Here is a 25,966-nt window from a genome sequence, read left to right on the forward strand (position 1 = left end):
CATATATCTGAGGGAAAATGAAATGCTGAACTGGGACGAGTTCCACGAAGACGATACCCCCGTCGCCGAGCAGCCGGCCAAGGCCGCGCCGGCCGCCAAGCCGCAACCCGCCAAGGCCGCGAGCGATACGGTGGCGGAATCCAGCGGCAGCTACCGGGTGGCCGAGGGCGACCGTCTCGAGCGTGCCCGTCGGTCCCTGGAGGAGCTCGACGTGGCCGCGGGCCTGGAAGAGCTGGAGATGGGCGCGGCGCGCATCGAGGTCGACGACAAGCAGATGATCAACGCCCGCGCCGACCTCAACCAGCTGGTGCCCTTCAAGTATGAGTGGGCCTGGCAGAAGTACCTGGACGGCAGCGCCAACCACTGGATGCCCCAGGAAGTGAACATGAACGCCGACATCGCCCTGTGGAAGAGCCAGGATGGCCTGACCGCCGACGAGCGGCGCATCGTCGAGCGCAGCCTGGGCTACTTCTCCACTGCGGATTCGCTGGTGGCCAACAACCTGGTGCTGGCCCTCTATCGGCTGATCACCAACCCCGAGTGCCGCCAGTACCTGCTGCGCCAGGCCTTCGAGGAGGCGATCCACACCCACGCCTACCAGTACTGCGTGGAGTCGCTGGGCATGGACGAGGGCGAGGTCTTCAACATGTACCGCGAGGTGCCCTCGGTGGCCGCCAAGTCGGCCTGGAGCCTCAAGCACACCCAGTCCCTGGCGCGCCCGGACTTCCAGACCGGCACCCCGGAGACCGACCAGGAGCTGCTGCGCAACCTGGTGGCCTTCTACTGCGTCACCGAAGGGATCTTCTTCTACTGCGGCTTCAGCCAGATCCTCTCCATGGGGCGGCGCAACAAGATGACCGGCGTGGCCGAGCAGTTCCAGTACATCCTGCGCGACGAGTCCATGCACCTGAACTTCGGCGTGGACATGATCAACCAGATCAAGATCGAGAACCCGCACCTCTGGACGGCCGAGTTCCAGGACGAAGTGACCCAGATGATTCTGGAGGGCACCGAGCTGGAGATCGCCTACGCCCGGGACACCATGCCCCGGGGCGTGCTGGGCATGAACGCGGCGATCATGGAGGAGTATCTCCATTTCATCTGCAACCGCCGCCTGGCCCAGATCGGCCTCAAGGAGCAGTTCCCCGGCGCCCAGAACCCCTTCCCCTGGATGAGCGAGATCATCGACCTGCGCAAGGAGAAGAACTTCTTCGAGACTCGGGTCACCGAGTACCAGGTGGGCGGCGCGCTGAGCTGGGACTGAACTCGGCCTGCGGCGACCTTTCGACAGGGCCGGCATCCTCGGGTGCCGGCCCTGGGCGTTCTGCCGCCCCCGGGCGACCACCCCGACACCGCGCAGCCGGCCACCACCAGGGCGGCGGCCGCCGGCAGCCGCCAGTCCAGGGTGGCGACACCGGCCATCACCATGAACAGCGCGGCAAACACCGGCACCCCATAGGCGAGGCTGCCCACCAGGCCGGGGTGGCCGAGACGCAGCGCCCTGTCCCAGCACACCATGGCCACCCCGTAGGGCCCCGCGCCCAGCGCCACACCGGCCAGCAGCGCCTGGCCGGCGGGCAGGCCTCCCACTCCCTCCAGCGCCAGGCTGAGCAGCGCGGCCAGGCCACCGGCCGCCAGGAAGAGCCGCGGCATCAGCGCGGTGAGGGCCACCGGCGCCGCCTGGCAGAGCCAGGAGTAGAGCGCCCAGCAGCATCCCGCCAGCAGCGCCAGCGCATAGCCCGCCAGCTCTCCCGACATCCCGCCCGCCAGGGCCTGGGGGGCCAGCAGCAGCGCACCGCCGGCAAAGGCCACGGCGGCGCCGCCCAGCGCCGAGAGGGTGACACGCCCCTGAGCAAACCACTGGCTGATGACCACGAACAGCACCGGCCAAGTATAGGTGATCAGCGCCGCCTCGGCGGTGGGCGCCATGCCCAGGCCGGCCAGGTAGGCGCCCACCGCCCCCACCATCAGCAGCGGCACCAGGGCGAAGAGCGCCAGCCGCCAGGCGGAGGAAAGCGGCGCCGGTACGCTGGGGCGGCGCGGCCCCAGGGTCGCCGTGGCCAGCGCCCCCGCCACCAGCGCCAGCGCACTCAAACGCAGAGGCGGCAGGCTGCCGGCGGCCTCCACCAGCAGCGGCGCCAGGCTCCACAGCAGAATGGCCGGCAATGCCGCGGCCACGCTGCCCAGCAGGGGACGATGGGGGGCATGCGTGAGGGTCGACATGGCTAACTCCTGTCCGGGGATGACGGCAGCAGGGTAACCGGGGCAGAATCATCACAATATCGATCTTTCATGATGCGATTCATCAATCTTGGTGATGTATGCGACAGCGCACCCTGGACCTGAACCTGCTGCGCACCCTGGTGGCGATCGCCGACACCGGCACCGTGACCGCCGCCGCCCAGCGACTGGCCTACACCCAGTCCACGGTGAGCATGCAGCTCCACCGGCTGGAGGCCTCCCTGGGGGTGGCGCTGCATGAGCGCGACGGCCGCCGCCTGCGCTTCACCGCCGAGGGGGAGCGGCTGCTGGGCCATGCCCGCCGGCTGCTGGCGCTCAACGACGCGGCCTGGAGCGACATGCAGCAGCGCCAGGTCGCCGGCAGCCTTAGCCTGGGCATCCCCGAGGACTACGCCTCGCTGCTCTCCTCGGTCTTCTCCTATTTCCACCAGCTCTACCCGGCGGTGCGGCTCCAGGTGGCCTGCAACACCAGCGCCACCCTGGTCCAGCAGGTGCGGGCCGGCGAGCTGGACCTGGCCCTGGTCACGCGCCAGCGCCACTCCCCGGGAGGAACGGTGGTGCGCCGCGAGCCTCTGGTGTGGGCGGTGGGCCTGCATCAGCAGCCGTCGCTCAGCGATCCCCTCCCCCTGGCGCTCTACTCCCCGGCGCGGATCTCTTCCGCGAGGTGGCGGAAGGCGCCCTGGCGGCCGCAGGCCGCGACTGGCGGCTCGCCTTCACCAGCCAGTCGATGACCGGCCTTGCCCCCATCGTGACGGCCGGCCTGGCGGTCGTGGTGGTGACCCGCAACATGCTCACGCCCGCGCTGCGGGCCCTGGACGAGAGCAGCGGACTGCCGGCGCTACCCGCCATCGAGCTAGCGCTGCACAGGGCCCCGGGGCGCCCGACGGCGCCGGCCCGCTGCCTGGCCGAGCTGATCGCGGAGCAGCTCGCGCCCCAGGGCCCCGCCGGCAACTGAGGCGGCGCCGATTGGACGGCCCCGTGCTGACTCGGTAGCCTTTTCTCAGAACCCCCACCGTCTACCCCAGGCCGCCAGGAGAGGCATCGCCATGCAAGGACTCAGGCAATTCGCGACCTTCTCCACGGTCGGGCTGCTGCTCGGCACGCTGCTATTCGCCGCCTCCCTCACCCCGAGCCTGCTGCCACGCCCGCTCTACGCCCAGGGGGTCGTCTCGGGGCTGTCCTTCACTGCCGGCTATGCGCTGGGGGTGGCCGGCCACTGGGTGTGGGCCTATCTCCATCTGCCGGAGCCGGGGCCACGCCTTGGCCGCATCGTCACCTGGGTGGCCGCCCTGCTCTGCGGGCTGATCGCCGTCGCCTTCCTATGGCAGGCCTCCGCCTGGCAGAACTCGGTGCGCGAGCTGATGGGCATGGACGAGGTGCGCGGCATTCGTCCCCTGACCATCGCCCTGCTCTCCCTGCTGGTCTTCTCCGCCCTGCTGCTGCTGGCGAGGCTCTTCCGGCGCACCTTCCACTTTCTCTCCGCTCGGCTGCAGCGCCATATCCCGCGCCGGGTCTCCAACGTCATCGGCGTGGTGGCGGCGGCGGCGCTGTTCTGGTCGGTGATCGACGGCATCGTCTTCACCCTCGCCTTGCGCGCCGCCGACACCTCCTACCAGCAGGTCGACGAGCTAATGCAGGACGACCTGGCGCCGCCCGCTGACCCGATGACCACCGGCAGCGCCGAGTCGCTGGTGAGCTGGGAGGCGCTGGGCAGCCGCGGGCGGCGCTTCGTCTCCCGCACGCCCTCGGCCGAGACGCTGAGCGACTTCTCGGCGAACCGGCATCGGCGCCGATTCGCGTCTATGTGGGCCTGAACGCCGCCGAGAGCGCCGAGGCGCGGGCCGAGCTGGCCCTGGAGGAGCTCAAGCGGGTGGGCGGCTTCGAGCGCAACGTGCTGCTGCTGGCCACGCCCACCGGGCGCGGCTGGCTCGACCCCCGCGCCCAGGACACCCTGGAATACCTCCACCGCGGCGATATCGCCACCGTCACCGCCCAGTACTCCTACCTGCCCAGCCACCTGTCGCTGGTGGTGGAGGGCGACTACGGCGTGGAAAGCGCCCGGGCGCTGTTCGAGGCCGTCTACGGCCACTGGACCACGCTGCCCGAGGAGGAGCGCCCGCGGCTCTACCTGCATGGGCTGAGCCTGGGCTCGCTCAATTCGGATCTCTCCTTCGACCTCTACGACATCATCGACGACCCCTTCCACGGAGCGCTGTGGAGCGGCCCGCCGTTTCGCAGCGCCACCTGGCGCAATGTCACCCGGGACCGCGAACCGGGCTCGCCGGCCTGGCTGCCGCGCTTCCGCGACGGCTCGGTGGTGCGCTTCATGAACCAGTATCAGGGGCTGGAGGCGCCGGAGGGCGAGTGGGGAGCGTTTCGCATCGCCTACCTGCAGTATGCCAGCGACCCGATTACCTTCTTCGAGCCCCGGGCGCTCTATCGGGAGCCGGACTGGATGCGCGAGCCCCGGGGCCCGGATGTCTCCGAGGCGCTGCGCTGGTACCCGGTAGTCACGCTGCTGCAGCTGCTGGCCGACCTGGCCATCGGCCGCGCCCCGCCGGGCTACGGCCACGAGATCGCCGCCGAGCACTATATCGACGCCTGGCTGGCGCTGACGGAACCCGATGGCTGGAGCGAGGACGACCTGGACAGGCTACGAGAACGCTTCGCCCCCTGACGGACCGGCCCGGCGAGCCGCGCCAAATAAGGCGCCCACCGGCGAGCGGTTGCTCACCCTGCCGTCGGAGGCTTATGTTGAAGACACATGGAAGGACAAGGAGGAACGGCCATGAGCGAGCAGCGCAGGAGCGTCATCAAGCGGGTCTATGTGCCCACCTATTTCCGGCAGCTGCCCAGCGGTGAGAGAGTCAAGGTGCCCGGGCATTATCGGGAGCCTGATAAGGGGGAGTGATAGGTTGTCCCAGACGTTGCCACCCCTTGTCCCCCTAAGCCCTATTCTTGCCAGTCCCACCCCTACCTGCGTGCTAAGCTACGGGCCCCAGGAGTAGGAGCCCTCTTGAGAAAAGGACGTTTCAATGCTTGACAGACTCATCGGCAGGCGGCCGATTAGAGCTTGGGCGATCAAGCAGATCGACGATGCGGTTATGCACCTTTGCGGGCAAGGCATTCTGGAATCGGGCCAGAAGCCCCGTAAAGTGCGCGAAGCCCTGAGTGCAGGCCGTTTCGAAGGGGGAATCCGCATCGTCGATACCGGCATCGTGATCAACACCTGCCGGCTCGCTGCCGTTGTCCCCATTGACGCGCTACGACTGCTGGATGGCGGCAATGCCGCAGAGTGGCAGGGGCTTCACTGGTCGGTCTCCCATGTGCCTCAGCGGGCCTGGGCATTCGACGGGCCCTTGGTGGCGGAACCCAACCCCGCGGGCGGCTCACCCGCCCTGGTCAGTCGAGAAGATGTATCGCATATTCAACGCAACGTGCGCCAGGATGCGGCTCCCCCTGGGAAAGTCGCCTTTCGCCCGATGGATGCGCTGGAAGATCCCAACAGGGATCTGGATGCCGCTATCGAGGAGGCACAGCGCAGGCGAAGGGAAGCCCACAAGGGTTGGCGAGAGGATGGATCATGAGGGCCATTGGATGAGAAAGACCATGAATAATTATCAAACCATAACAACATAACCCATATCCTAGCTTGCTATTCTTTATCGCCATTTCATCATAGACCATTAAAATACAGCCTACCGACAAAAGCAGTCACTTCCAAGATATAATTTTTTTTCCTCCGCCCTCTGTCCCGGGAAGTTCTACACTCCCCTCATCAACATGATTAAAAACCATCCCCCCATTTCTTCTTATCGTTCCGTGCGCAACAATAGAGCCATTCAATATTGAGCTGCCATTCTGCCTTACATCCCCCCCGGAAAGAAACCAACCATAGACCACACTTGCCCCGTTAAACCTTATATCACCTTTTGCCAGAATCGCAGTATCGACACCATCCTCTCCCTGATGAATTGCCCCATTCTGTTCAACGTCCCCCTCTGATAACAGCACTGCATTACTAAACGAAGATGAAGAACCCATATTTATATTGGCCGAACAATAAAACACGGCGCCAGAGAGGTCGCCACCATAATCAAAATCACAATAATCAGGATTGTTACCATTTCCCGAAACCACCTCAAGCTCCACCACATCGTAATTATCAAAATAGGGCGAAAAATCCACTTCGGGTATATCAACCTCAAAACCAGAGGTCATGGTAGCATCTTCATTCTTCTGAACATACGCTCCACTTATATCCAGCTGCCCATTTGCATGCATACTACCATTAAACACGGAAGCCCCGTTAATATCTATATCCTCACCTGCGAGCAAGCCAGCGCCACGGAATAATGACTCCATTCCAGAACTTCCGACCAAAACAGCAACAACCTCACTTATCGAAACAACGTCTCCATCCCCAACCCCTCCCATAGACACAACATATCTATCGCCGCCATCCTCAATATATAAATAATAGCAACTCACAGGAGACGAGCAACCACCATCCTCACCGCTATTTTTAAAATCACCCCAACCCAGATTCTTCACATTAGAAACAGAAAAGCCTGAAATATCAACCCAGCCATTATCAAAGTCACTAGAAAAAAAAGCCTCCAGCCCCGCTGAGGCTGCCTTCTCAGCCCCCATCTGCGCCTCAGACTGAGCCTTATAATTCCCCGCCAGCCGTTCATCAATCAGCGAAGACTGCATGCCGGAAAGGCCGAGCATCAGCGACATGATCAGCATCGACAAAACGACAATCAATGCTGCGCCTTTTTGCTTTTTCATAACTTCCTCGCTACGCATGCTTAACACGCGAATTAACTAGCACCCTGCTGGCTTTCCACCTGGCCAAGGAGGACCATCGCATACAGGGGAGTCATCGCCGCCATCGCCGCCATCGCCGCCATCGCCGCCGTTGCCACCAACAGCCTTGGTGCGGTTCATGGCATGAAAGCGCAACGCTATGCCGTCACTTAAGCTTATATCTATACAAAAATAACCTTCTTCCCCTCACAATCACCTTGACCTCCCCGACGAGGGTCGAAGCTTTCCACACCGTCTGCCACTGGCTGATTATCGCCATCTACACTCAGCCTCAACGTCCCTGATTCATCAACTGTGTAGATATGACACGCATCGCCAACCCAGAGCTCCAGATCCCCATTGGGAGCACAAGTAGGATGTGAAAGGTCCGCACGCCGAATATCGCGCATCAGAAACTCAGACATAATGGTCAAGACTGCTTGCCTATCACTCAGCCCTTCTATCTTTCTAAAATTTTGAAACCCCGTAAGAAATAGCTGCCCGGCACCAAGAATAATGACAAGCCCTATCACAAGAGCCACCATCAACTCGACCAAGGAAAAGCCCTGAGAGCGACTTATTGCAGCCTTCATGGCCCACTCCCTGGCAGCCGTGTCGTATAGCTGAACGTCTGCTCATCACCACCATCAAGGCGAGAATCAGACCATTTCAGGGTGACAGTAAAGACACAACTATTACTATCATCATCTGACACATCAGGATTCAGGCCAGGAATAAGTGCTTTCCACCGAGCCTCCCAGGCCGCTTCATCGTTACCATCCAGTTCATGGCACTGCCCGTTTTCGTATGCCGCCCACAGCAGCTCAACGGCATCTTGCGCTGCAAGAGACGCGGCAGCCCGCTGATACCCGGCATGCGCACTCTGCAGCGCCTTGAGCTGCATGGCAGCCACGCCCAGCAGGCCGATGGAGAGGACCAACAGGGCTACCAGCGCTTCTATTAGCGTAAAACCGCGTTGCCGATTCGCCATCATGAGCCACCCCGACCAATTCGACCAAAGCCACTGATCTGAATGCTCTTGCTATCAATCGTCAATGTACAGCCGCTGTCACAGTCCGAACTCTCGGCGATCCGTCCCAAGCGATTGAATTCGATAATATTGTCATCCGAGACGCTCACCGCCCCTCTCCTGGCTTGGCGCACGCGTATCGCATTATCGCTGCCGTCGTCCGTGACGTAGACACGGTACTCCCACGGCGAGCTCGCCATGAGCTCAAAGGAGACGTTCTGTCGCCGCTTTATCGCTTCACTTCGCGCATAGTTCAAACCAGACAAAATCTCGTTATAGTCACTGGCCAGACGATTATTGGCCATCATACTTTGAAAGCCTGGCACCGCAATAGTCGCAATAATTGCCATGACGGCAATGGTGACCAGCAACTCAATTAGCGTAAAACCCGAAATTTTCACGAGATCACCAACAATCGCCCGGGTCATCATCACCCGTTCCGGAACCTAGGTTTCCAGAGCTATCCACCCATACAGAACCGCAGCCAGATGGATAGCGCTTGCCAGATTTTACAGAAGCAGTAAGCCTATAGCTTGCTCCATTATTACTCACACTAGGCGAACTAACTGAATAGGCACTATCTGACGAGCCACTGACACTCACAGAGCAAGATGCATAGCTATAATTATCGGTATAACACCTCTCCATTTGAGAAGCAGCATCCATCAGCATCGATTTTCCCTCTGCCAGGTTGGAGCGCTCTACATACCCCGTATAACTCGGATAGGCAATCGACGCCAAAATGCCGATGATCGCCACGGCAATCAGCAGCTCGATCAGCGTAAAGCCGGCGGCGCGGCGCCGGGAGGTGCCTGTGGTGGCCGTTGGCCGACGTCGGGTGGCGGTGCTCGTCACTCGGCGCTTCTCCCTGCCTTGGTTACATTAGGTTTCAGTATGTATCATCAAAACCGCGCTCGCCAGGCACCAGATCAAAAAAGCCGGGCTTTCGCCCGGCATCCTTGCCCAGTCGTCATGCTGGCGTCCCTGATTCACCCAGTGCCAGCTTTCTCATCCTCGAAAGGGGGCTGGCTACTCGCTGGCGATCACCCGCTCGCGTAGCTCCCGGGGCATGGAGAAGGTGATGGTCTCCTCGCGGCCGTCGAGCTCTTCCGGGGCGGTGGCGCCCAGGCCCTGCAGCCGCTCGATCACCCCCTTGACCAGCACCTCCGGGGCGCTGGCGCCAGCGGTAATGCCCACCACCTTGACCCCGTCGAGCCAGCGGGGTTCGATCTGCTCGGCGTCGTCGATCAGATAGGCCGGGGTCCCCACCCGCTCGGCCAGCTCGCGCAGGCGGTTGGAGTTGGAGCTGTTGGGGCTGCCCACTACCAGCAGCAGATCGCTGCCCGCAGCCAGCTCGCGCACCGCGTCCTGGCGGTTCTGGGTGGCGTAGCAGATGTCGTCCTTGCGCGGCCCGTCGATGGCGGGGTACTTGGCGCGCAGGGCGTCGATCACCTTGGCGGTGTCGTCCATGGAGAGGGTGGTCTGGGTAACGAAGGAGAGATGCTCAGGGTCCTTGACCTCCAGCTTCGCCACGTCGGCCTCGTCTTCCACCAGGTAGATCCGCCCGCCGTGGGCGGTGTCATAGCGGCCCATGGTGCCTTCCACCTCGGGGTGGCCGGCGTGACCGATCAGGATGCACTCCTGGCCGCGCTTGGCGTAGCGCAGCACTTCCATGTGCACCTTGGTGACCAGCGGGCAGGTGGCGTCGAAGACCTTGAGGCCGCGGCGCTCGGCGTCCTCCTGCACGGCGCGGGAGACGCCGTGGGCGGAGAAGATCACTATGACGTCGTCGGGCACCTCGTCGAGCTCCTCGACGAACACCGCCCCGCGTTCGCGCAGGGTGTCGACCACGAAGCGGTTGTGGACCACCTCGTGACGCACGTAGATCGGCGGGCCGAAGACGTCCAGCGCGCGGTTGACGATCTCGATGGCGCGGTCCACACCGGCGCAGAAGCCGCGGGGGTTGGCCAGCTTGATCTGCAAAGAACTAGCTTGCATGGTGTTGCGTCCTTGATGCCTCGGCATCGGTGTCTGTGTTCCGGTGCTGGTGGAGCCTTCGCTGCGACCTTCCCCCGGCGCCCCTCAGCCGCTGGGAGGTTTCTCAATCGCTCTCAGTGCGTCTGGGCGGGCTTCACCTCGATCACTTCCACCTCGAAGGTCAGGGTACGCCCTGCCAGCGGGTGATTGAAGTCCACCTCCACCTGCTTGTCGTCGACCCGGGTGATGACGCCGGGCAGCTCGCCGCCGGCGGGGTCGGCGAAGGACATCACCGTGCCCACTTCGGGCTCGATCTCCTCGAAGTCGCTGCGGTCGAGGAGCTGCATGTTCTGCGGGTTGTGCTGGCCGAAGGCGTGCTCCGGGGTGATCTCGTAGCGGCCGGACTCGCCGTCGGTCATGCCCTTCAGCGGCTGCTCGAAGCCCGGCGGCAGGTTGCCGTCGCCCACCTGGAAGGTGGCGGGCTGCTTGTCGCGGGTGGAGTCTACCACGGTGCCGTCTTCCAGCTTGAGGGTGAAGTGCAGGGTGACTTCCATGCCCTCGTCGATTCGATAGTCGCTCATGAAATCTCGGACTCGCTAAAGATGGTATGGGTTCGTAGCTCCGCCAGGCGCCTATCGGCGCCATTCGTCGAAGCGTCGAGCCGCCGGCGGAGCCGGCCTCCTACAAAGCCACCGCGGCCTGGCGCTCAGCCGCGCCGGGACGCCTTGCGGCGGCCGTCGAAGATGGATTCCCAGATCAGGGCGATGGCCCCCAGGGTGATGCCGATGTCAGCCACGTTGAAGGCCGGGTAGTACCAGCCGGCCACGTGGAAGGAGAGGAAATCCACCACGTAGCCGTGCACCAGACGGTCGTAGAGGTTGCCCAGGGCCCCGCCGATGATCAGCGCCAGGGCGGCACCCAGCAGCTTCTCGTGGGCCTTGAGCCGGCTCATCCAGACCGTCAGGCCGATGCTGGCGCCCACCGCGATCACGGCGAAGAACCAGCGCTGCCAGCCGCCGTGGTCGGCCAGGAAGCTGAAGGCGGCGCCGTGGTTGTGCAGCAGCGTCAGGTTGAAGAAGGGCAGCACCGCCACCGGCTGGCCATAGGTCAGCAGGGCCGAGGCCAGGGCCTTGGTGGCGAGGTCGAGCGCCACCACCGCCGCGGCCAGCCACAGCCAGCGCAGCGGCCGCTTCATCGGGACCTCCTCGGGGCGCGGCTGCTCAGGCATAGCGACGCACTTCGCCGGGGCCTTCCGGCAGGTTACTCACGCAGCGCCCGCACAGCTCGGGGTGCTCGGCGTGGCGGCCCACGTCCTCACGGTGGTGCCAGCAGCGCTCGCACTTGGTGTGGCCGCTGGCGGCCACGGCCACCTTCAGGCCGGCAAGCTCGGTGGCCTCGGCGCCGTCGCCATCGGCCAGCAGCGCCAGGCGCACTTCGCTGGTGAGCATCACGAAGCGCAGCTCGTCGCCCAGCTTGGCCAGCGTCGCCTGCAGGGCGTCGTCCACGTAGAGGGTGACCTCGGCGGCCAGGCTGCCCTTGATGGTCTTGGCGTTGCGCGCCTCTTCCAGGCACTTGTTGACCGCCTGCTTGACCTCGAGCACCTGCTCCCAGAAGTCGCGACCCATCTCGGCGTTTTCCGGCAGGGTGGCCAGGCCGTCGTAGTACTCCTCCAGCAGAACGCTGTCGCCGCGCTCGCCGGGGATATTCTCGTAGATCTCCTCGGCGGTGAAGGAGAGGATCGGCGCCACCCAACGGGCCAGGGCCTCCACCACGTGATAGAGGGCGGTCTGGGCGCTGCGTCGGGCCAGGGAGTCTGCCTGGGTGGTGTACTGGCGGTCCTTGATCACGTCCAGGTAGAAGCCGCCCAGCTCCCGGGCGCAGAAGCCGTGCACCTGCTGGTAGACGTCCAGGAAGCGATATTCGTCGTAGGCGGTCTCGATGCGCGCCTGCAGCTGGGCGGCGCGGTCCACCACCCACTGGTCCAGCGCCAGCATCTCACCGAAGGCCACGGCGTCGCGGCTGGGCTCGAAGCCATGGAGGTTGGCCAGCAGGAAGCGCGCGGTGTTGCGGATGCGCCGGTAGACGTCGGCGGTGCGCTTGAGGATCTCGTCGGAGACCGCCATCTCGCCACCGTAGTCGGTGGAGGCGACCCACAGGCGCAGGATGTCGGCACCGAGCTTGTCCATCACCTCCTGGGGGGCCACCACGTTGCCCATGGACTTGGACATCTTGCGGCCGTGGGCGTCCACGGTGAAGCCGTGGGTCAGCAGGCCGCGGTACGGCGGATGGCCGTCGATGGCGCAGCCGGTGAGCAGCGAGGAGTGGAACCAGCCGCGGTGCTGGTCGGAGCCTTCCAGGTAGAGATCGGCGCGGGGGCCCGACGCGTGGCCGTGGGGGTGCGAGCCGCGCAGCACGTGGCGGTGGGTGGTGCCGGAGTCGAACCAGACGTCCAGGGTGTCAGTGACCTTGTCGTAGTCGGCGGCCTCCTCGCCCAGCAGCTCGGCCGGGTCGAGGCGGAACCAGGCGTCGATGCCCTCCTTCTCCACGCGGCTTGCCGCCGCCTCCATCAGCTCGACGGTGCGGGGATGCAGCTCGCCGGTGGTCTTGTGCAGGAAGAAGGGGATCGGCACGCCCCAGCTGCGCTGGCGGGAGATGCACCAGTCGGGGCGGTTGGCGATCATGCTGTGCAGCCGCGCCTGGCCCCAGCCCGGGGTGAAGCGGGTCGCCTCGATGCCGGCGAGCGCCCGCTCGCGCAGGGTCTTGCCGTCCTTGCCCGGGATGTCCATGCCCACGAACCACTGGGCGGTGGCGCGGTAGATCACCGGGGTCTTGTGGCGCCAGCAGTGCATGTAGCTGTGGGTGATCGGCTTGTGGGCCATCAGCGCGCCGACCTCGCGCAGCTTGTCGACGATATGGGGGTTGGCCTTCCAGATCAGCTGGCCGCCGAAGAAGGGCAGGTCGTCGGCGTAGACGCCGTCGCCCTGCACCGGGCTTCTGATCTCGCTGAAGTCCATGCCATAGGCGCGACAGGTGACGAAGTCGTCGACGCCGTAGGCCGGCGAGGAGTGGACGATGCCGGTGCTGCCCACCTCGGCCTCGACGTAGTCGGCGAGATAGACCGGCGAGCGGCGATCGTAGAAGGGGTGGCGGAACTCCAATAGGTCGAGGCGCTCGCCGGTGGCGGTGGCGATGATCTCGCCCTCCAGGCCGAAGCGCTCCAGGCAGCTCTCCACCAGCTCCTCGGCCAGCATCAGCAGCCGTTCGCCGGTGTCCACCAGGGCATAGGTGAACTCGGGGTGAACGTTGAGCGCCTGGTTGGCGGGAATGGTCCAGGGAGTGGTGGTCCAGATCACCACGGCGGCCGGCTTGGTGAGCTCGGTCAGGCCAAAGGCGGCGGCGAGCCCGGCCTCGTCGGCACAGGGGAAAGCGACGTCGATGGCGTCGGACTTCTTGTCCGCGTACTCCACCTCGGCCTCGGCCAGGGCGGAGCCGCAGTCGAAGCACCAGTTGACCGGCTTGAGGCCCTTGAAGACGTAGCCCGCCTCGACCATGTCGGCCAGGGCGCGGATTTCGCCGGCCTCGTTGGCGTAGTCCATGGAGCGGTAGGGGTTGCCCCAGTCGCCGATCACGCCCAGCCGCACGAAGTCCTGGAGCTGGCCCTGGATCTGTTCACCGGCGTATTCGCGGCACAGTTCCCGGGCACGCTCGGGGGCCAGGTGCTTGCCGTGGGTGGTCTCCACCTTGTGCTCGATGGGCAGGCCGTGGCAGTCCCAGCCGGGCACGTAGGGGGCGTCGAAGCCGGCCAGGTTCTTGGACTTGACGATGATGTCCTTGAGGATCTTGTTGACGGCGTGACCGATATGGATGCTGCCGTTGGCGTAGGGAGGGCCGTCGTGCAGCACGAAGGTCGGCCGCCCCTGGCGCGCTTCGCGCAGGCGCTGGTAGAGCTTCAGCTCCTGCCACTGCGCCACCCGGCCGGGCTCGCGCTTGGGCAGCATGCCGCGCATGGGGAAGTCGGTTTCGGGCAGGTTCAGTGTGTGCTTGTAGTCGCTCATATCCTGGGGGTCAGCCGTCGTCGTGGTCGGCGGGAGTACCCGCCGAGGAATCGGAAGTCACGGCCTCGCGCGCCAGCGGCGCCGATGCCAGTGGAAGAGTCTCGTCCGCGCCGGGCCCGCGCTCGGTCAGGTAGCGGCGGGCCCGGACCTGGTCGGCGGCGATCTGCTGCTTGAGGGCCGCGAAGTCGTCGAACTTCACCTCGCCGCGCAGCTTGGCGCAGGGGAAGACGGTCAGCCGCTCGCCGTAGAGGTCGCCGTCGAAGTCGAACAGGTGCACCTCCAGCACCGGCCGGGCGCTGCCCACCGTGGGCCGCCAGCCGATGTTGGCCACTCCGGGCCGGCGCCGGCCGTCGGGCAGCTCGGTGACCACCGCATAGACCCCGCGCAGCGCCAGGGGCAACGGCGGCAGCGGCAGGTTGGCGGTGGGCACGCCGATGGTGCGGCCGAGCTTCTGGTCGGCCACCACCCGGCCGCCGAGGCGGTAGGGGCGCCCCAGCATGCGCGCCGCCTGAGCGAAATTGCCGCTGGCCAGCAGGGTGCGCACTCGGGTGCTGGAGACTCGTTCGTCGTCCAGGGCGAAGGTGCGGGTGTGCTCGACGCTGAAGCCGCGCACCTCGCCGACCTCGGTGAGCAGGTGGAAGTCGCCGCTGCGGTCGCAGCCGAAGCGGAAGTCGTCGCCCACCACCAGGTGGCGCACGCCCAGCCCTTCGACCAGCACCCGGTCGATGAATTCCTGGGCGGTGAGGCTGCGCAGGGCGTCGTTGAACGGCAGGCAGAGCACGTAGTCGACGCCGCACTCGCCGAGCAGGCGCACCTTCTCGCGCAGCCGGGTCAGGCGCGGCGGGGCCTGGTCGCCGGCGAAGAACTCCCGGGGCTGGGGCTCGAAGACCACCACGGTGACCGGCAGCTGCAGCGCCGTGGCCTGCTCTCGACACTGGTCGAGGATCGCCTGGTGGCCACGGTGCACGCCATCGAAGTTGCCGATGGTGGCCACGCAGCCGCGGTGGGCGTCGCGCAGGTTGTGCAGTCCTCGGATCACTTGCATGGCGTTGCTCGAGCCCCGCTGCCTTGGGTGAGTGGCGAAAGGATGGTCATAAAGTGGGCGATTATACCGGACAGCCGGCCCCTTGACAGCCGGGCCGGCTTGGTCCCTGGCAATCCAGCGCGATTCGTTGCAGGGCACCCTGTGGGAGCTGGGCTATGCCCGGCGAATGGAGACCGAAGGGCTCCTGGCGGCATGCGCCAACGCTAGCAACACCGCCGGGGCGCCTGCGGCGCCATTCGCCCGGCGGAGCCTGGCTCCCACAAAGTCAGGTCAGCTCTTCATCCGGAAGTGGCGGATGCGCACGCCGGTGGCGGCGAGCCAGGCGAAGTAGACCCCGGCGCCGGCGCCTACCAGCAGCGCCAGCCACTGCACGCGGGTCCAGACGCTCCAGTCGAGCCAGGCCTGCCAGTCGGGGCGAGCCAGACGAGCCCCAGGCCCATTACCGTACAGCCGCCGATCAGCTGCACCGCGTAGCGCCCCCAGCCGGGCTGGAACACCAGCACCCCCTCGCGGCGCAGGAGCCAGCCCAGCAGGCCGGCATTCAGAAACGCCGAGAGCGCCGTGGCAAGCGCCAGGCCGGCGTGGGCCAGCGGCCAGATCAGGATCAGGTTGAGGACCATGTTGGCGACCATCGCGATGATGCCGATCTTCACGGGGGTCTTGGTGTTCTGGCGGGCGAAGAAGCCCGGCGCCAGCACCTTGATCAGCATGAAGGCGACGAGGCCAAAGGCATAGGCCCGCAGGCTCATCGCCGCCATGACGATGTCGCGCTCGGTCATGGCGCCGTAGTGGAACAGCGAGATCAGCAGCGGCTCGGCCAGTATCGCCAGGGCCAGGGCCGCCGGCAGGCCGAGCAGCAGCACGGCGCGGATCGCCCAGTCGAGCATCGCGCTGAAGTGCTCCCCGGACTGCTCGGCGTGGCGCTTGGAGAGCGCCGGCAGGATCACGGTGCCGATGGCGATGCCGAAGACTCCCAGCGGCAGCTCCACCAGGCGGTCGGAGTAGTAAAGCCAGGAGACGCTGCCCGGGGCCAGCAGCGAGGCCAGCACGGTGTCGAGCAGCAGGTTGATCTGGGACACCGAGACGCCGAACAGCGCCGGTGCCATCAACACCATGATCTGCTTCACCCCGGGATGGACGAAGCTGGGCCAGGGCCGTGGCATCAGCCCCAGGCGCACCAGGAAGGGGACCTGGAAGGCGAGCTGGGCGACGCCGGCGATCAGCACGCCCAGGCCAGGGCCATGGCCGGCTCGCTCATCAGCGGGGTGAGCAGCAGCGCGGCGCCGATCAGCGAGAGGTTGAGCAGCACCGGGGTAAAGGCCGGGATGGCGAAGCGGTTCCAGGTGTTGAGCACGCTGCCGGCGAAGGCCGTCAGCGAGATCAGCAGCAGGTAGGGGAAGGTGAGCCGCAGCATGTCGGCGGTGAGCGCCAGCTTGGCCGGGTCGCGGCCGAAGCCGGGGGCGAAGACCCACACCAGCCAGGGGGCGGCCAGCATGAACAGCGCGGTGAGCAGCGCCAGCACCACGGTGAGGCTGCCGGAGACGGCGTCGAGGAGCTCGCGCACCTCGCGCTTGCTGCCGCGAGTGGCGTACTCCGAGAGCACCGGCACGAAGGCCTGGTTAAAGGCGCCCTCGGCAAACAGCCGGCGCAGGAAGTTGGGAACCTTGAAGGCGACGAAGAAGGCGTCGGCGCCGTTGCCGGCCCCGAACAGGGTGGCCACCACCACGTCGCGCACCAGCCCCATGACCCGCGAGAGCATGGTCATGACGCTGACCACCAGGCCCGAGCGCATCAGGCCGCCAGCCTTGGGGGCCACCACCTTGTCGTGCTCGGCCACCGGCGAGGGTGGCGTCTGCTCGCGATCCGTCACGTCTGGGTCCTCAGCCTGTCTGACAGCCACAAAAAACCGGCCGCAGCCGGTCTTTCTGCTGGAGGCTCGCCCATCGGGGCGAGTCACTCCGCGGGCATCCGGTCTGCTTAGGCAGCCAGCGCCTTGATACGCTTGTTCAGGCGGCTCTTCAGGCGCGCGGCCTTCTTCTTGGAGAGCACGTCCTTGTCGGCGATGCGGTCGATGACCGGCTGCGCCTTCTGGAACGCGGTCATCGCCTCGGCGTGGTCGCCGCCGTTGATGGCCTTGATGACGCGCTTGATGTAGGTGCGGACCATGCTGCGCTGGCTGGCCTTCAGGACACGACGGCCTTCGGCCTGACGGGCGCGCTTGCGAGCTTGCTTGCTGTTTGCCACTGAACTGTCTCCTTGGAGATTCTTCGCCGCCCGTGTAATGACGGCATCGATAACGTATTGATCCGGCAGAAAAGCCTGAGCCTTTCCGCCGGCTTGGCCATCTGGCCGACCGCTGGCCATGCAGCGATCGTTCACGGGCCGTGTCTGAGAGGATGGCGCATCCTATCACAGCCCTGGCCGTGCTTGCTATAGCCCCTGTTTTACAGCTCATCGCCGACTGGCGTGAACTGGCTCTGTGGGAGGGACGGTTCGACGCCTCGACTTCAGCTCGCGAAGTAGCGCGCAGCGCTACCCATGGGGCGCCTGCGGCGCCTTCGCCCGGCAGAGCCGGCCTCCCACCATAAAACCAGCCAAACATGTTCACGCTAACGTGCGATGAACCCGCTTTACAGCACCACCAAGTTGTCGCGATGGATCAGCTCCGGGGCTTCCATGTAGCCCAGGATCGCCTCGATCCGGTGGCTCGGCTGCCCCAGCAGGCGCCGCGCCTCGTCGGCGTCGTAGTTGACCAGCCCCTTGGCGATCCGCTCGCCGTGCGGGTCGACGCAGAGCACCATGTCGCCGCGGCGGAACTGGCCGCTGAGCGAGCGCACCCCCACCGCCAGCAGGCTGGAGCCGCTGTCGCGCAGCACCTTCACCGCCCCGGCGTCGAGGGTCAGGGTGCCGCGCACCTGCAGCTGGCCAGCCAGCCAGCGCTTGCGCGCCGCCATGGGCGCCTCCTCCGGGCAGAGCAGGGTGCCGAGCCGCTCACCGCCGATCAGCCGCTCGAGCACCGCCGGCTGGCGGCCGCTGGCGATCACCGTATAGGCGCCGGAGCGTGCCGCCAGGCGCGCCGCCTGCACCTTGGTGACCATGCCGCCTCGCCCCAGGCTGCCACCGCCGCCGGCCACCGCCGCCAGCGCCGGGTCGTCGGCCCGCCCCTCGTGGATCTGGCGAGCCTCGGGGTTATGGCGGGGGTCGGCGTCGAACAGGCCCTCCTGGTCGGTGAGGATCACCAGGGCGTCGGCCTCCAGCAGGTTGGCCACCAGCGCCCCCAGGGTGTCGTTGTCGCCGAAGCGGATCTCGTCGGTGACCACGGTGTCGTTCTCGTTGATCACCGGCACCACGCGCAGATCGACGAGGGTGCGCAGCGCCGAGCGGGCATTGAGATAGCGCTTGCGGTTGGAGAGGTCGTCATGGGTCAGCAGCACCTGGGCGGTGAGCAGGCCGTGACGGGCGAAGTGCCCCTCGTAGCACTCGGTGAGGCCGTTCTGCCCCACCGCGGCGGCGGCCTGCAGCTTGTGCACCGCCGAGGGACGCGCCTGCCAGCCCAGCCGCACCATGCCAGCGGCCACCGCGCCGGAGGAGACCAGCACCACCTCGATACCGCGCCGATGCAGCGCGGCGATCTGATCGACCCAGCCTCCGATGGCGGGCTCGTCGAGACCCCGGCCGTCGTTGGTCAGCAGCGCGCTGCCGATCTTCACCACCACCCGGCGGGCGCCCACCAGCGCCTCGCGGCCCGTCACCTGCTCGTTGCTATCCATCGGCTCTCAACCCTCAGGGCGCGTATTCGACCTCGACGTCGTAGTCGTCGTCATCGAAATCGTCGTCATCCTCATCGGTCTTCTTGCGCTTGCGGCCCAGCCGCGCCTCGGTGCGCGCCACGGCCTCCGCCTCCATGCGCTCGCGCATCTCGCGCTCCTGCTCGGCGACCGCTTCGTCCTCGTTCTCCAGCCGCCGCTGCTCGGTGAGCCAGCGATGAGCGGCCTGCACCAGGGCGTCGGTGCCCTCGCCGCCAATGGCGGAGATGCGATACACCGGCCCTTCCCAGCTCAGCCCCTCGACGATAGCGGCCACCCGCGCTTCGCGCTCGTCCTCGGGGAGCAGGTCGAGCTTGTTGAGCACCAGCCAGCGCGGACGCTCGGCCAGCGCAGGCGAAAACTGCTCCAGCTCCCGGGCAATGGCCCGGGCCGCCTCCACCGGGTCCGACTCGTCGAAGGGCGCCACATCGACCACATGGAACAGCAGCCGGGTGCGGGTCAGGTGCTTGAGAAAGCGCAGCCCCAGGCCGGCGCCGTCGGAGGCGCCTTCGATCAGCCCCGGCACGTCGGCCATCACGAAGTGCTCGTGCATGCCGAGCTTCACCACGCCCAGGTTGGGCACCAGGGTGGTGAAGGGGTAGTTGGCCACCTTGGGCTTGGCCGCCGAGACGGCGCGGATCAGCGTCGACTTGCCGGCATTGGGCATGCCCAGCAGGCCCACGTCGGCCATCACCTTCATCTCCAGACGCAGGTTGCGACGCTCGCCCTCGGTTCCCGGGGTGGTCCTGCGCGGCGCGCGGTTGGTGGAGGACTTGAAGTGAATATTGCCGAGCCCGCGGCGCCCGCCCTGGGCGATCGGCACCACCTGGCCGGCCTCGGTGACATCGGCGATTACCTCGAGGGTGTCCTCGTCGATCACCGTGGTGCCCACCGGCACCTTGACGTGCAGGTCGTCGCCGGCCCGACCGCTCATCTGCCGACCCTGGCCGGGCTGGCCGTTCTGGGCCTTGTAGAAGCGCTGGTACTTGAAGTCGATCAGGGTATTGAGGGCGTCATCCCCGATCAGGTAGACGCTGCCGCCGTGACCGCCGTCGCCGCCGTCGGGGCCACCCTTGGGCACGTACTTCTCGCGGCGGAAGCTCAGGCAGCCGTTACCGCCCTTGCCGGCCTCCACGATGATCGAGGCTTCGTCGACGAACTGCATCTGTCACTCTCCTGACGGCAGCCTGCCGTCACAGCCGCTATGGCAGCCATGGTATAAGTACAAGAAAGCCCCGCCTGAGCGGGGCCTTCCATTGCCGGTTCGGGCGCGCTCAGGCAGAGACGACGCTGACGAACTTGCGATTCTTCGGACCCTTGGTCTCGAACTTGATCACGCCCTCGTCCAGTGCGAACAGGGTGTGGTCCTTGCCGATACCGACACCGGTGCCGGCGTGGAACTTGGTGCCACGCTGACGCACGATGATGTTGCCCGGGGTGACGACCTGGCCGCCGAACAGCTTGACGCCAAGGCGTTTGGATTCGGAATCGCGACCGTTGCGGGTAGAGCCCGCCGCCTTCTTATGAGCCATTGCAAAGTCCTCGCTCGTTCAGGGGGTATCTCGAAACACCTGCCGCATGCACGGCGATGCTTACGCGGAGATCCCGGTGATCTTGACTTCAGTGAACCACTGACGGTGGCCCTGACGCTTCATGCTGTGCTTGCGGCGACGGAACTTGATGATGCGGATCTTCTCGCCACGGCCGTGGGAGACGATCTCGGCAGACACCTTGGCACCGTCGACCAGCGGCGCGCCGACCTTGATGTCGTCGCCGTCGGCAACCAGCAGCACCTCGTCGAACGCGACGCTCTCGCCGGTCGGCAGCTCCAGCTTCTCGAGCTTGAGGGTCTGCCCTTCCTCAACGCGGTACTGCTTGCCACCGCTCTTGATAACTGCGTACATGCTTGTCTCTCCGAAACTCATCGGGGTTGGCTCTTCATCGGCCTGCTTCGAGTGGCGCCCCTTTCGGCAGCCATCTGGCAGGGAGCATGATGAGTGGGCCGCGTATTATAACGACAGTCAACCCCGCCCACAAGTCGCGGCTTGTCCGGCGTCAGCGCCCAATCGCAACGCCCGCCTGCCGGGAGCCGCTGCCGCTTGACGCCCCATGGGGGCCCCATAGCATGACCGGCAACCCAAGGCCAGCGGCCACGCCTGCCCGTGCCCGGCCCCACCCGCTCGATGACCCGACTCCATGCCAGCCAAAGCCACTCCGACACCGTCCGCCAGCACCGCCCCCGCCTCGCCGCTGCACGCGGCGGTCGCCGATGACTTTGCCGCCGTCAATCGCACCATCATGGCGCAGCTGGCCTCGCGCGTGCCGCTGGTCGAGACCATCGGCCAGTACATCATCGCCAGCGGCGGCAAGCGGCTGCGCCCGCTGCTGGTGCTGCTGGCCGCCCGCTCGCTGGACTACCGGGGCGAGCAGCATATCTCCCTGGCCACCCTGATCGAGTTCATGCACACCTCGACGCTGCTGCACGATGACGTGGTGGACGAATCCCACCTGCGCCGCGGCAAGGCCACCGCCAACGACGCCTGGGGCAACGCGCCCTCGGTGCTGGTCGGCGACTTCCTCTACTCGCGCTCCTTCCAGATGATGGTGGAAGTGGGCTCGCTCAAGATCATGGACGTGCTGTCGCGCGCCACCTGCGTGATCGCCGAGGGCGAAGTGCAGCAGCTCACCAACGTGGGCGATCCGGACACCGACGAGGCCGCCTACTTCGAGACCATTCAGGGCAAGACCGCGATGCTCTTCGAAGCGGCCTCCCACAGCGGCGCCATCCTCGCCGACGCCACCCCGGAGCAGGAAGCCGCGCTGCAGCACTATGGCCGCTACCTGGGCCTGGCCTTCCAGCTGATCGACGACCTGCTCGACTACGAGGGCGACGCCGAGGCGATGGGCAAGAACGTGGGTGACGATCTGGCGGAAGGCAAACCGACCCTGCCGCTGATCCAGGCCATGGCCGTAGGCTCGCCTGAGCAGGCCAGCACGGTGCGCGAGGCCATTCGCCAAGGCGGCCTCGACCGGCTCGACGACGTGCTGGCCATCGTCCACGACACCGGCGCCCTGGCCTACACCCGGGCCCGCGCCGAAGAGATGGCCGCCAAGGCGCTGGCCCAGCTCGACGCCCTGCCCGCGAGTCGCTACCGGGACAGCATGGCCGATCTGGCCCGCCTGGCGGTAGAGCGGCGGACCTAAGGCCCCCGCTCAGTGCCCGGGACTTGCAAGCCCAACGCTTTTGGGTATAATGCCCATCCGTCGGCTCCCGGAGCCGACCCAGAGCCCCATTGAAACGGCTCGAAAGGCAAGACACGGAGTATAGCTCAGCTTGGTAGAGCGCTGCCTTCGGGAGGCAGAGGTCGTAGGTTCGAATCCTGCTACTCCGACCAAAGAACACAGCAAAAACCGCCACTTACGGATCATGCCGGGTGGCGGTTTTTCGTTGTGCCTCATTCCCTGGTGGTAGCCGGGGGTCAGAAAGCCGCACCTGGCGCTGGAAGCGAAGGGCTACGCTTCGGGGGATATTGGCGGCGGGTGTGAACCACGTTGACGATCTCGACCCTGGTAGCGGTGACCCGGTAAACGATCAGGTAGTTGGGGTGAGCGACGAGTTCTCGTGTCCCGGGAATCCGCCGGGAGGGCATAGGTAGGGATGATCAGCCAGCAGCAACGGGGCCAACTCCAGTCGAGCGTGGAGCCGGTGAGCGGCTGCAGGGTTCTCCTCGGCGATGAACGCCACGATCTCCAGCAGGTCGTCACTGGCATCGTCCAGCCAGACCATCGGAAGCATCACGCCTGCTCACGACGACGGCGCTCGATTTCTTCGATTACCTTTTTTGCACGCGCCATCACTTCGTCATGCGGTACGCCGGGGCCAGGATCGGCCAGGCTGGCCTCGACCTTGGCGCGCAGCCATTGATCATAGGCGTCTGCCTGCTCTTGGGTCTCGAACTCGGAGACGATGGGGTCGAGCCGCGTGGTCATGGTGCGCTCCAGAATGCAGGGTTGCTCACAGTGTAGCGCGTCAACACCAGCCGCATCATCCGCTGGCTGGTGTGAGGCGGCCCCGCTGCTATCTCATGTTGCCCTTGCCACCCAAGGCGAATGCCGGCGCGCCCAAAAAACGCTATGCTTGCACGCCCTAGGTGACGACACAGCCCCGCTTACACAAGCCATTCAGCCGCTTCTGGAAGAAGACTTGCCCAGAAACAAGAATAAGGAGAATGTGCGTGACGTCCGACAAGCTCGGCACCACTACCCCACACAGCGCGGTTGGCCAGGCCACGGCCTTCGGCAACGCCTGGCAAAGCGCCGATATCGAGATCCTGCGCGCCAAGTTCTACCAGCTCTACATTGCCGTGGAGCAGAGCCCGGCCGCCACCGCGATCACCGATACCAACGGGCGCATCGAATACGTCAACCAGCGTTTCCTGGATGTCACCGGCTATCGCCGCGAGGAGCTGATCGGCAGGACGCCAGCCATGATTCAGTCGGGCAAGACGCCGGAGGCGGTCTACCACGACCTCTGGCAGTCGCTGCGCCGCGGCGAGGTGTGGAAGGGGGAGCTGCTCAATCGCAAGAAGAACGGCGAGCTGTACTGGGAGTCCGAGGTGATCACGCCGATCCGCAACGATGACGGCGAGATCGTCAACTTCGTGGCGGTGAAGGAGGATATCACCGAGCGCAAGCGCCAGGAGAGCGAGCTGAAGCTGCTGGCCAGCGTCTTCGAAACCGGCCAGGCCACGTTGATCACCGATGCCGAGATGCGTATCGAGAAGGTCAATCAGGCCTTCACCGACATCACCGGCTACCGCGCCGAGGAGGTCATCGGCGAGACCCCGCGACTCTTCAAGTCCGGGCGCCACGGCAAGCGCTTCTACAAGCGACTGTGGGACTCGGTACTGACCACCGGTCACTGGCAGGGCGAGATCTGGAACCGCAACAAGTATGGCGACGTGTACCCGCTCTGGCAGTCGATCACCGCCGTCCATGACGACCAGGGCGAGATTCGCCACTTCATCGCGGTGTTCCACAACATCAGCGAGCGCAAGGAGATGGAGAGCGAGCTGGCGCGCCAGGCCACCCGAGACCATCTCACCGGCACACACAATCGGCGCGCCTTCGACAGCGCCATCCACAGGGCGATTCGCCAGGCAGAGCGTGGCGGCGAGCCCTTCTCGCTGCTGCTGTTCGACATCGACCACTTCAAGTCGGTGAACGACCGCCACGGCCACGACGTCGGCGATGCCATCCTCAAGCGCCTGGCCGACAAGGTCGGCGCCAGTCTGCGCAGCACCGACCTGCTGGCACGCTGGGGCGGCGAAGAGTTTACCGTGCTGCTCTTCGACACGCCCCTGTCCGGCGCCAGCACCTTTGCCGAGCGACTGCGCCAGCAGATCGCCGACTCCCGCTTCCAGGGCCTGGCCATCACCATCAGCCTGGGCATTACCCAGTACCGCCCGGGGGATGACATGGACAGTATGATCGCTCGCACCGACGAGGCCCTCTACCGGGCCAAGCGGGCAGGTCGCAACACCCTGATGCTGGCCGACGACTGATCCGCTTCACGTCACGGTAATGACCGTGCACTCGGCCGCGTGCGATACCCGGTGGGACACGCTGCCCACCACCATTCCCTTGAGGTCGCTCATGCCGCGGCTGCCCATGACGATGACATCGGCCCCGACTTCCTTGGCCACCTCCAGAATGACATGGGCCGGGCGCCCCTCGCGTATCAGTTCCTTGGCGTCCAGCCCCGACAGATCCACCGCCTGGCGGGACTGATCGAGGACCCGGCGCGCCTTGTCGCGATTCTCGGCGGCAAGCGCCTCCCGCTTCTCCTCGGTCAAGGGCCCGGTACCGCGCCCCATCAGGATGCCGATATCATCGGGAAACTCGGTAACATGCAGCAGATGGATGGCGGCCGAGGATGCCATGGCCATCTGCGCCGCCACGGCCAGGGCCTTCTCGGCATGAGCGGAGCCGTCGATGGGTACGAGTATGGCGTGATTCATGTGCGATCCTGCCCTCCAGCTTTGCTCTGAGACGAGGACGCGCGCAGCGCCGCTCCCTGCTTCCAGACTAGCCGCTGCTCGGCAGAGGGCAACCCCGTGCCGGCGACCTCCTCAGCGCGCCCAGCCGAAACCCAGCACCGGCATGGCCAGGGCAAACACCACCAGGGTGATCACCGCCACGCCGGCCAGGCTGACCAGCGCACCGGCGCGCACCATGTCGACCACCTTCAGCTTGCCGCTGCCGAACACCACGGCGTTGGGCGGCGTGGCCACCGGCAGCATGAAGGCACAGCTGGCGGCCATGGCCACCGGCACCGACAGCAGCAGCGGGCTGGCTCCCAGGCTGACGGTCAGCGAGGCGGTCAGCGGCAGGATGGCCGCCGCCGTCGCGGTGTTGCTCGTCACATGGCTCATCAGCATCACCACCAGCACCACAAGGGTCACCAGGGTCCAGGACGGCCAGTCGCCGAAGGCCGACAGCCCCTCGGCCACCGCGGCGGCCAGGCCGCTGCTCTCGATGGCACTGCCCAGGCTCAGGCCACCCCCGACCAGGATCAGCACCCCCCAGGGCAGGTGGCGCGCGCTCTCCCAGTCGAGCAGGAACTGGCGAGTCTGCCAGCGAGCCGGGGTCACGAACAGCAGCAGAGCGCCGATCACCGCGATCCCGGCATCGCTCAGTTCCAGCCCCGGCAAGAGCGTCTGGAGCAGCGGGCGCGTCACCCAGGCCAGCGCCACCAGCGCGAAGATCATCGCCACCCGGCGCTCGGGGCCGGTCATGCGCCCCAGGTCATCGGCCTGCTCGCGCAGCAGCCCGGCGATGCCCGGCACGACATCCCGGGGCAGCGGGTAGACCAGTCGGGTCAACAGCCACCAGGCCAGCGCCAGCAGCACCACCGCCGGCGGCAACGCCAGCAGCATCCACTGGGCGAAGCCGATCTCGATACCGTAGTTGTCGGCCATGAAGCCGGCCAGCAATGCAT

General features: G+C 65.9%; 27 protein-coding genes, 1 tRNA gene and 3 pseudogenes. 9 read left to right on the plus strand and 22 right to left on the minus strand.

The genetic code is table 11. The annotated features are described in order from the left end of the window. The first annotated feature begins 22 nt into the window (after positions 1-22). Positions 23-1,264 (plus strand): ribonucleotide-diphosphate reductase subunit beta, encoded by a 1,242-nt coding sequence (locus tag ACSJDS_RS20745; protein WP_473034876.1) that lies wholly within the window; start codon positions 23-25, stop codon positions 1,262-1,264. A gap of 530 nt (positions 1,265-1,794) precedes the next feature. On the opposite strand, the pseudogene ACSJDS_RS20750 reads toward ACSJDS_RS20745, so the two are convergent. Further along, positions 1,795-2,223 (minus strand): annotated as a pseudogene (locus tag ACSJDS_RS20750) (EamA family transporter); the annotation flags it as partial. 98 nt (positions 2,224-2,321) lie between these two features. Here ACSJDS_RS20750 and ACSJDS_RS20755 point away from each other — a divergent pair. The 5 genes and pseudogenes from ACSJDS_RS20755 (at position 2,322) to ACSJDS_RS20775 (ending at position 5,828) form a co-directional block, all read left to right on the plus strand. After that, positions 2,322-3,196 (plus strand): annotated as a pseudogene (locus ACSJDS_RS20755) (LysR substrate-binding domain-containing protein). A gap of 91 nt (positions 3,197-3,287) precedes the next feature. Continuing rightward, positions 3,288-4,055 carry an alpha/beta-hydrolase N-terminal domain-containing protein gene (locus ACSJDS_RS20760; protein ID WP_473034877.1) on the plus strand — a complete coding sequence of 256 codons (768 nt, stop codon included), beginning with the start codon at positions 3,288-3,290 and terminating at the stop codon, positions 4,053-4,055. Next, complete coding sequence (locus ACSJDS_RS20765; protein ID WP_473034878.1) at positions 4,046-4,918, plus strand: alpha/beta-hydrolase family protein; 873 nt, start codon at positions 4,046-4,048, stop codon at positions 4,916-4,918. Before ACSJDS_RS20760 ends, ACSJDS_RS20765 begins: the two co-directional genes overlap by 10 nt. A gap of 111 nt (positions 4,919-5,029) precedes the next feature. Continuing rightward, positions 5,030-5,152: a hypothetical protein gene (locus tag ACSJDS_RS20770; protein WP_473034879.1), complete on the plus strand. Its 123-nt coding sequence runs from the start codon at positions 5,030-5,032 to the stop codon at positions 5,150-5,152. A 124-nt stretch (positions 5,153-5,276) separates the two neighbouring features. Next, on the plus strand, positions 5,277-5,828 hold the full coding sequence (locus ACSJDS_RS20775) for a hypothetical protein (RefSeq protein ID WP_473034880.1): 552 nt from the start codon (positions 5,277-5,279) through the stop codon (positions 5,826-5,828). Between the two features lie 127 nt (positions 5,829-5,955). Here the strand turns inward: ACSJDS_RS20775 and ACSJDS_RS20780 are convergent, their stop codons facing one another. The 16 genes and pseudogenes from ACSJDS_RS20780 to rplU all read right to left on the minus strand — a co-directional run bounded on the left by ACSJDS_RS20780 (position 5,956) and on the right by rplU (position 20,870). After that, a complete protein-coding gene (locus ACSJDS_RS20780; RefSeq protein ID WP_473034881.1) occupies positions 5,956-7,035 on the minus strand; it encodes a pilus assembly PilX family protein in 1,080 nt (359 codons plus the stop codon). A 200-nt stretch (positions 7,036-7,235) separates the two neighbouring features. Continuing rightward, a complete protein-coding gene (locus ACSJDS_RS20785) occupies positions 7,236-7,646 on the minus strand; it encodes a prepilin-type N-terminal cleavage/methylation domain-containing protein (RefSeq protein ID WP_473034882.1) in 411 nt (136 codons plus the stop codon). Next, on the minus strand, positions 7,643-8,047 hold the full coding sequence (gene pilV / locus ACSJDS_RS20790; RefSeq protein WP_473034883.1) for a type IV pilus modification protein PilV: 405 nt from the start codon (positions 8,045-8,047) through the stop codon (positions 7,643-7,645). Before pilV ends, ACSJDS_RS20785 begins: the two co-directional genes overlap by 4 nt. Next, complete coding sequence (locus ACSJDS_RS20795; protein ID WP_473034884.1) at positions 8,044-8,514, minus strand: GspH/FimT family pseudopilin; 471 nt, start codon at positions 8,512-8,514, stop codon at positions 8,044-8,046. Before ACSJDS_RS20795 ends, pilV begins: the two co-directional genes overlap by 4 nt. Beyond that, entirely contained in the window at positions 8,489-8,938 is a 450-nt protein-coding gene (locus ACSJDS_RS20800) for a type IV pilin protein (RefSeq protein WP_473034885.1), read from the minus strand. The genes ACSJDS_RS20795 and ACSJDS_RS20800 overlap by 26 nt, the downstream gene beginning before the upstream one ends. A 174-nt stretch (positions 8,939-9,112) precedes the next feature. Then, positions 9,113-10,108 carry a 4-hydroxy-3-methylbut-2-enyl diphosphate reductase gene (gene ispH / locus ACSJDS_RS20805; RefSeq protein ID WP_473034886.1) on the minus strand — a complete coding sequence of 332 codons (996 nt, stop codon included), beginning with the start codon at positions 10,106-10,108 and terminating at the stop codon, positions 9,113-9,115. 86 nt (positions 10,109-10,194) lie between these two features. Then, positions 10,195-10,641, minus strand: coding sequence for an FKBP-type peptidyl-prolyl cis-trans isomerase (gene fkpB, locus ACSJDS_RS20810; protein WP_473034887.1), 447 nt, complete (start codon positions 10,639-10,641; stop codon positions 10,195-10,197). A gap of 125 nt (positions 10,642-10,766) precedes the next feature. Continuing rightward, positions 10,767-11,255, minus strand: coding sequence for a signal peptidase II (gene lspA, locus ACSJDS_RS20815; RefSeq protein WP_473034888.1), 489 nt, complete (start codon positions 11,253-11,255; stop codon positions 10,767-10,769). Between the two features lie 25 nt (positions 11,256-11,280). Further along, positions 11,281-14,115, minus strand: a complete 2,835-nt coding sequence (gene ileS, locus ACSJDS_RS20820; protein WP_473034889.1) for an isoleucine--tRNA ligase — start codon at positions 14,113-14,115, stop codon at positions 11,281-11,283. 10 nt (positions 14,116-14,125) lie between these two features. Beyond that, positions 14,126-15,160: a bifunctional riboflavin kinase/FAD synthetase gene (gene ribF / locus ACSJDS_RS20825; protein ID WP_473034890.1), complete on the minus strand. Its 1,035-nt coding sequence runs from the start codon at positions 15,158-15,160 to the stop codon at positions 14,126-14,128. Between the two features lie 270 nt (positions 15,161-15,430). Continuing rightward, positions 15,431-16,952: pseudogene (murJ, locus tag ACSJDS_RS20830) on the minus strand (murein biosynthesis integral membrane protein MurJ). A 185-nt stretch (positions 16,953-17,137) separates the two neighbouring features. Then, positions 17,138-17,404, minus strand: coding sequence for a 30S ribosomal protein S20 (gene rpsT, locus ACSJDS_RS20835; protein ID WP_102626712.1), 267 nt, complete (start codon positions 17,402-17,404; stop codon positions 17,138-17,140). Positions 17,405-17,790: 386 nt separating this feature from the next. Then, positions 17,791-18,930, minus strand: coding sequence for a glutamate 5-kinase (proB, locus tag ACSJDS_RS20840; protein WP_473034891.1), 1,140 nt, complete (start codon positions 18,928-18,930; stop codon positions 17,791-17,793). A gap of 13 nt (positions 18,931-18,943) precedes the next feature. Further along, positions 18,944-20,131, minus strand: a complete 1,188-nt coding sequence (gene cgtA / locus ACSJDS_RS20845) for an Obg family GTPase CgtA (RefSeq protein WP_473034892.1) — start codon at positions 20,129-20,131, stop codon at positions 18,944-18,946. A gap of 109 nt (positions 20,132-20,240) precedes the next feature. Continuing rightward, the gene (gene rpmA, locus ACSJDS_RS20850) at positions 20,241-20,498 is read right to left on the minus strand and encodes a 50S ribosomal protein L27 (RefSeq protein WP_473034893.1); all 258 of its coding nucleotides are present in this window, start codon (positions 20,496-20,498) and stop codon (positions 20,241-20,243) included. Positions 20,499-20,558: 60 nt separating this feature from the next. Further along, entirely contained in the window at positions 20,559-20,870 is a 312-nt protein-coding gene (gene rplU / locus ACSJDS_RS20855; protein ID WP_473034894.1) for a 50S ribosomal protein L21, read from the minus strand. Between the two features lie 292 nt (positions 20,871-21,162). Between rplU and ispB the strand changes: the two genes are divergently transcribed. Beyond that, the gene (gene ispB, locus ACSJDS_RS20860; protein ID WP_473034895.1) at positions 21,163-22,170 is read left to right on the plus strand and encodes an octaprenyl diphosphate synthase; all 1,008 of its coding nucleotides are present in this window, start codon (positions 21,163-21,165) and stop codon (positions 22,168-22,170) included. A 114-nt stretch (positions 22,171-22,284) separates the two neighbouring features. After that, positions 22,285-22,361, plus strand: a tRNA-Pro gene (locus ACSJDS_RS20865). Between the two features lie 84 nt (positions 22,362-22,445). Here the strand turns inward: ACSJDS_RS20865 and ACSJDS_RS20870 are convergent. Genes ACSJDS_RS20870 through relB form a run of 3 tightly spaced genes read right to left on the minus strand, consistent with a single transcriptional unit; the run spans position 22,446 to position 22,956 of the window. Next, the gene (locus tag ACSJDS_RS20870; protein ID WP_473034896.1) at positions 22,446-22,616 is read right to left on the minus strand and encodes a type II toxin-antitoxin system RelE/ParE family toxin; all 171 of its coding nucleotides are present in this window, start codon (positions 22,614-22,616) and stop codon (positions 22,446-22,448) included. Further along, complete coding sequence (locus ACSJDS_RS20875) at positions 22,559-22,762, minus strand: type II toxin-antitoxin system RelE/ParE family toxin (protein ID WP_473034897.1); 204 nt, start codon at positions 22,760-22,762, stop codon at positions 22,559-22,561. The genes ACSJDS_RS20870 and ACSJDS_RS20875 overlap by 58 nt, the downstream gene beginning before the upstream one ends. After that, on the minus strand, positions 22,762-22,956 hold the full coding sequence (gene relB, locus ACSJDS_RS20880; RefSeq protein WP_473034898.1) for a type II toxin-antitoxin system RelB family antitoxin: 195 nt from the start codon (positions 22,954-22,956) through the stop codon (positions 22,762-22,764). Before relB ends, ACSJDS_RS20875 begins: the two co-directional genes overlap by 1 nt. 245 nt (positions 22,957-23,201) lie before the next feature. Between relB and ACSJDS_RS20885 the strand changes: the two genes are divergently transcribed. Continuing rightward, positions 23,202-24,530 carry a sensor domain-containing diguanylate cyclase gene (locus ACSJDS_RS20885; RefSeq protein WP_473034899.1) on the plus strand — a complete coding sequence of 443 codons (1,329 nt, stop codon included), beginning with the start codon at positions 23,202-23,204 and terminating at the stop codon, positions 24,528-24,530. Positions 24,531-24,536: 6 nt separating this feature from the next. Here ACSJDS_RS20885 and ACSJDS_RS20890 read toward each other — a convergent pair whose 3' ends face one another. Both ACSJDS_RS20890 and ACSJDS_RS20895 read right to left on the minus strand, forming a co-directional pair. After that, entirely contained in the window at positions 24,537-24,986 is a 450-nt protein-coding gene (locus tag ACSJDS_RS20890) for a universal stress protein (protein WP_473034900.1), read from the minus strand. 111 nt (positions 24,987-25,097) lie between these two features. Beyond that, on the minus strand, positions 25,098-25,946 hold the full coding sequence (locus ACSJDS_RS20895) for an SLC13 family permease (RefSeq protein ID WP_473034901.1): 849 nt from the start codon (positions 25,944-25,946) through the stop codon (positions 25,098-25,100). Between the last annotated feature and the right edge of the window lie 20 nt (positions 25,947-25,966).

The organism is Halomonas sp. SL18_1 (genome assembly GCF_055755715.1).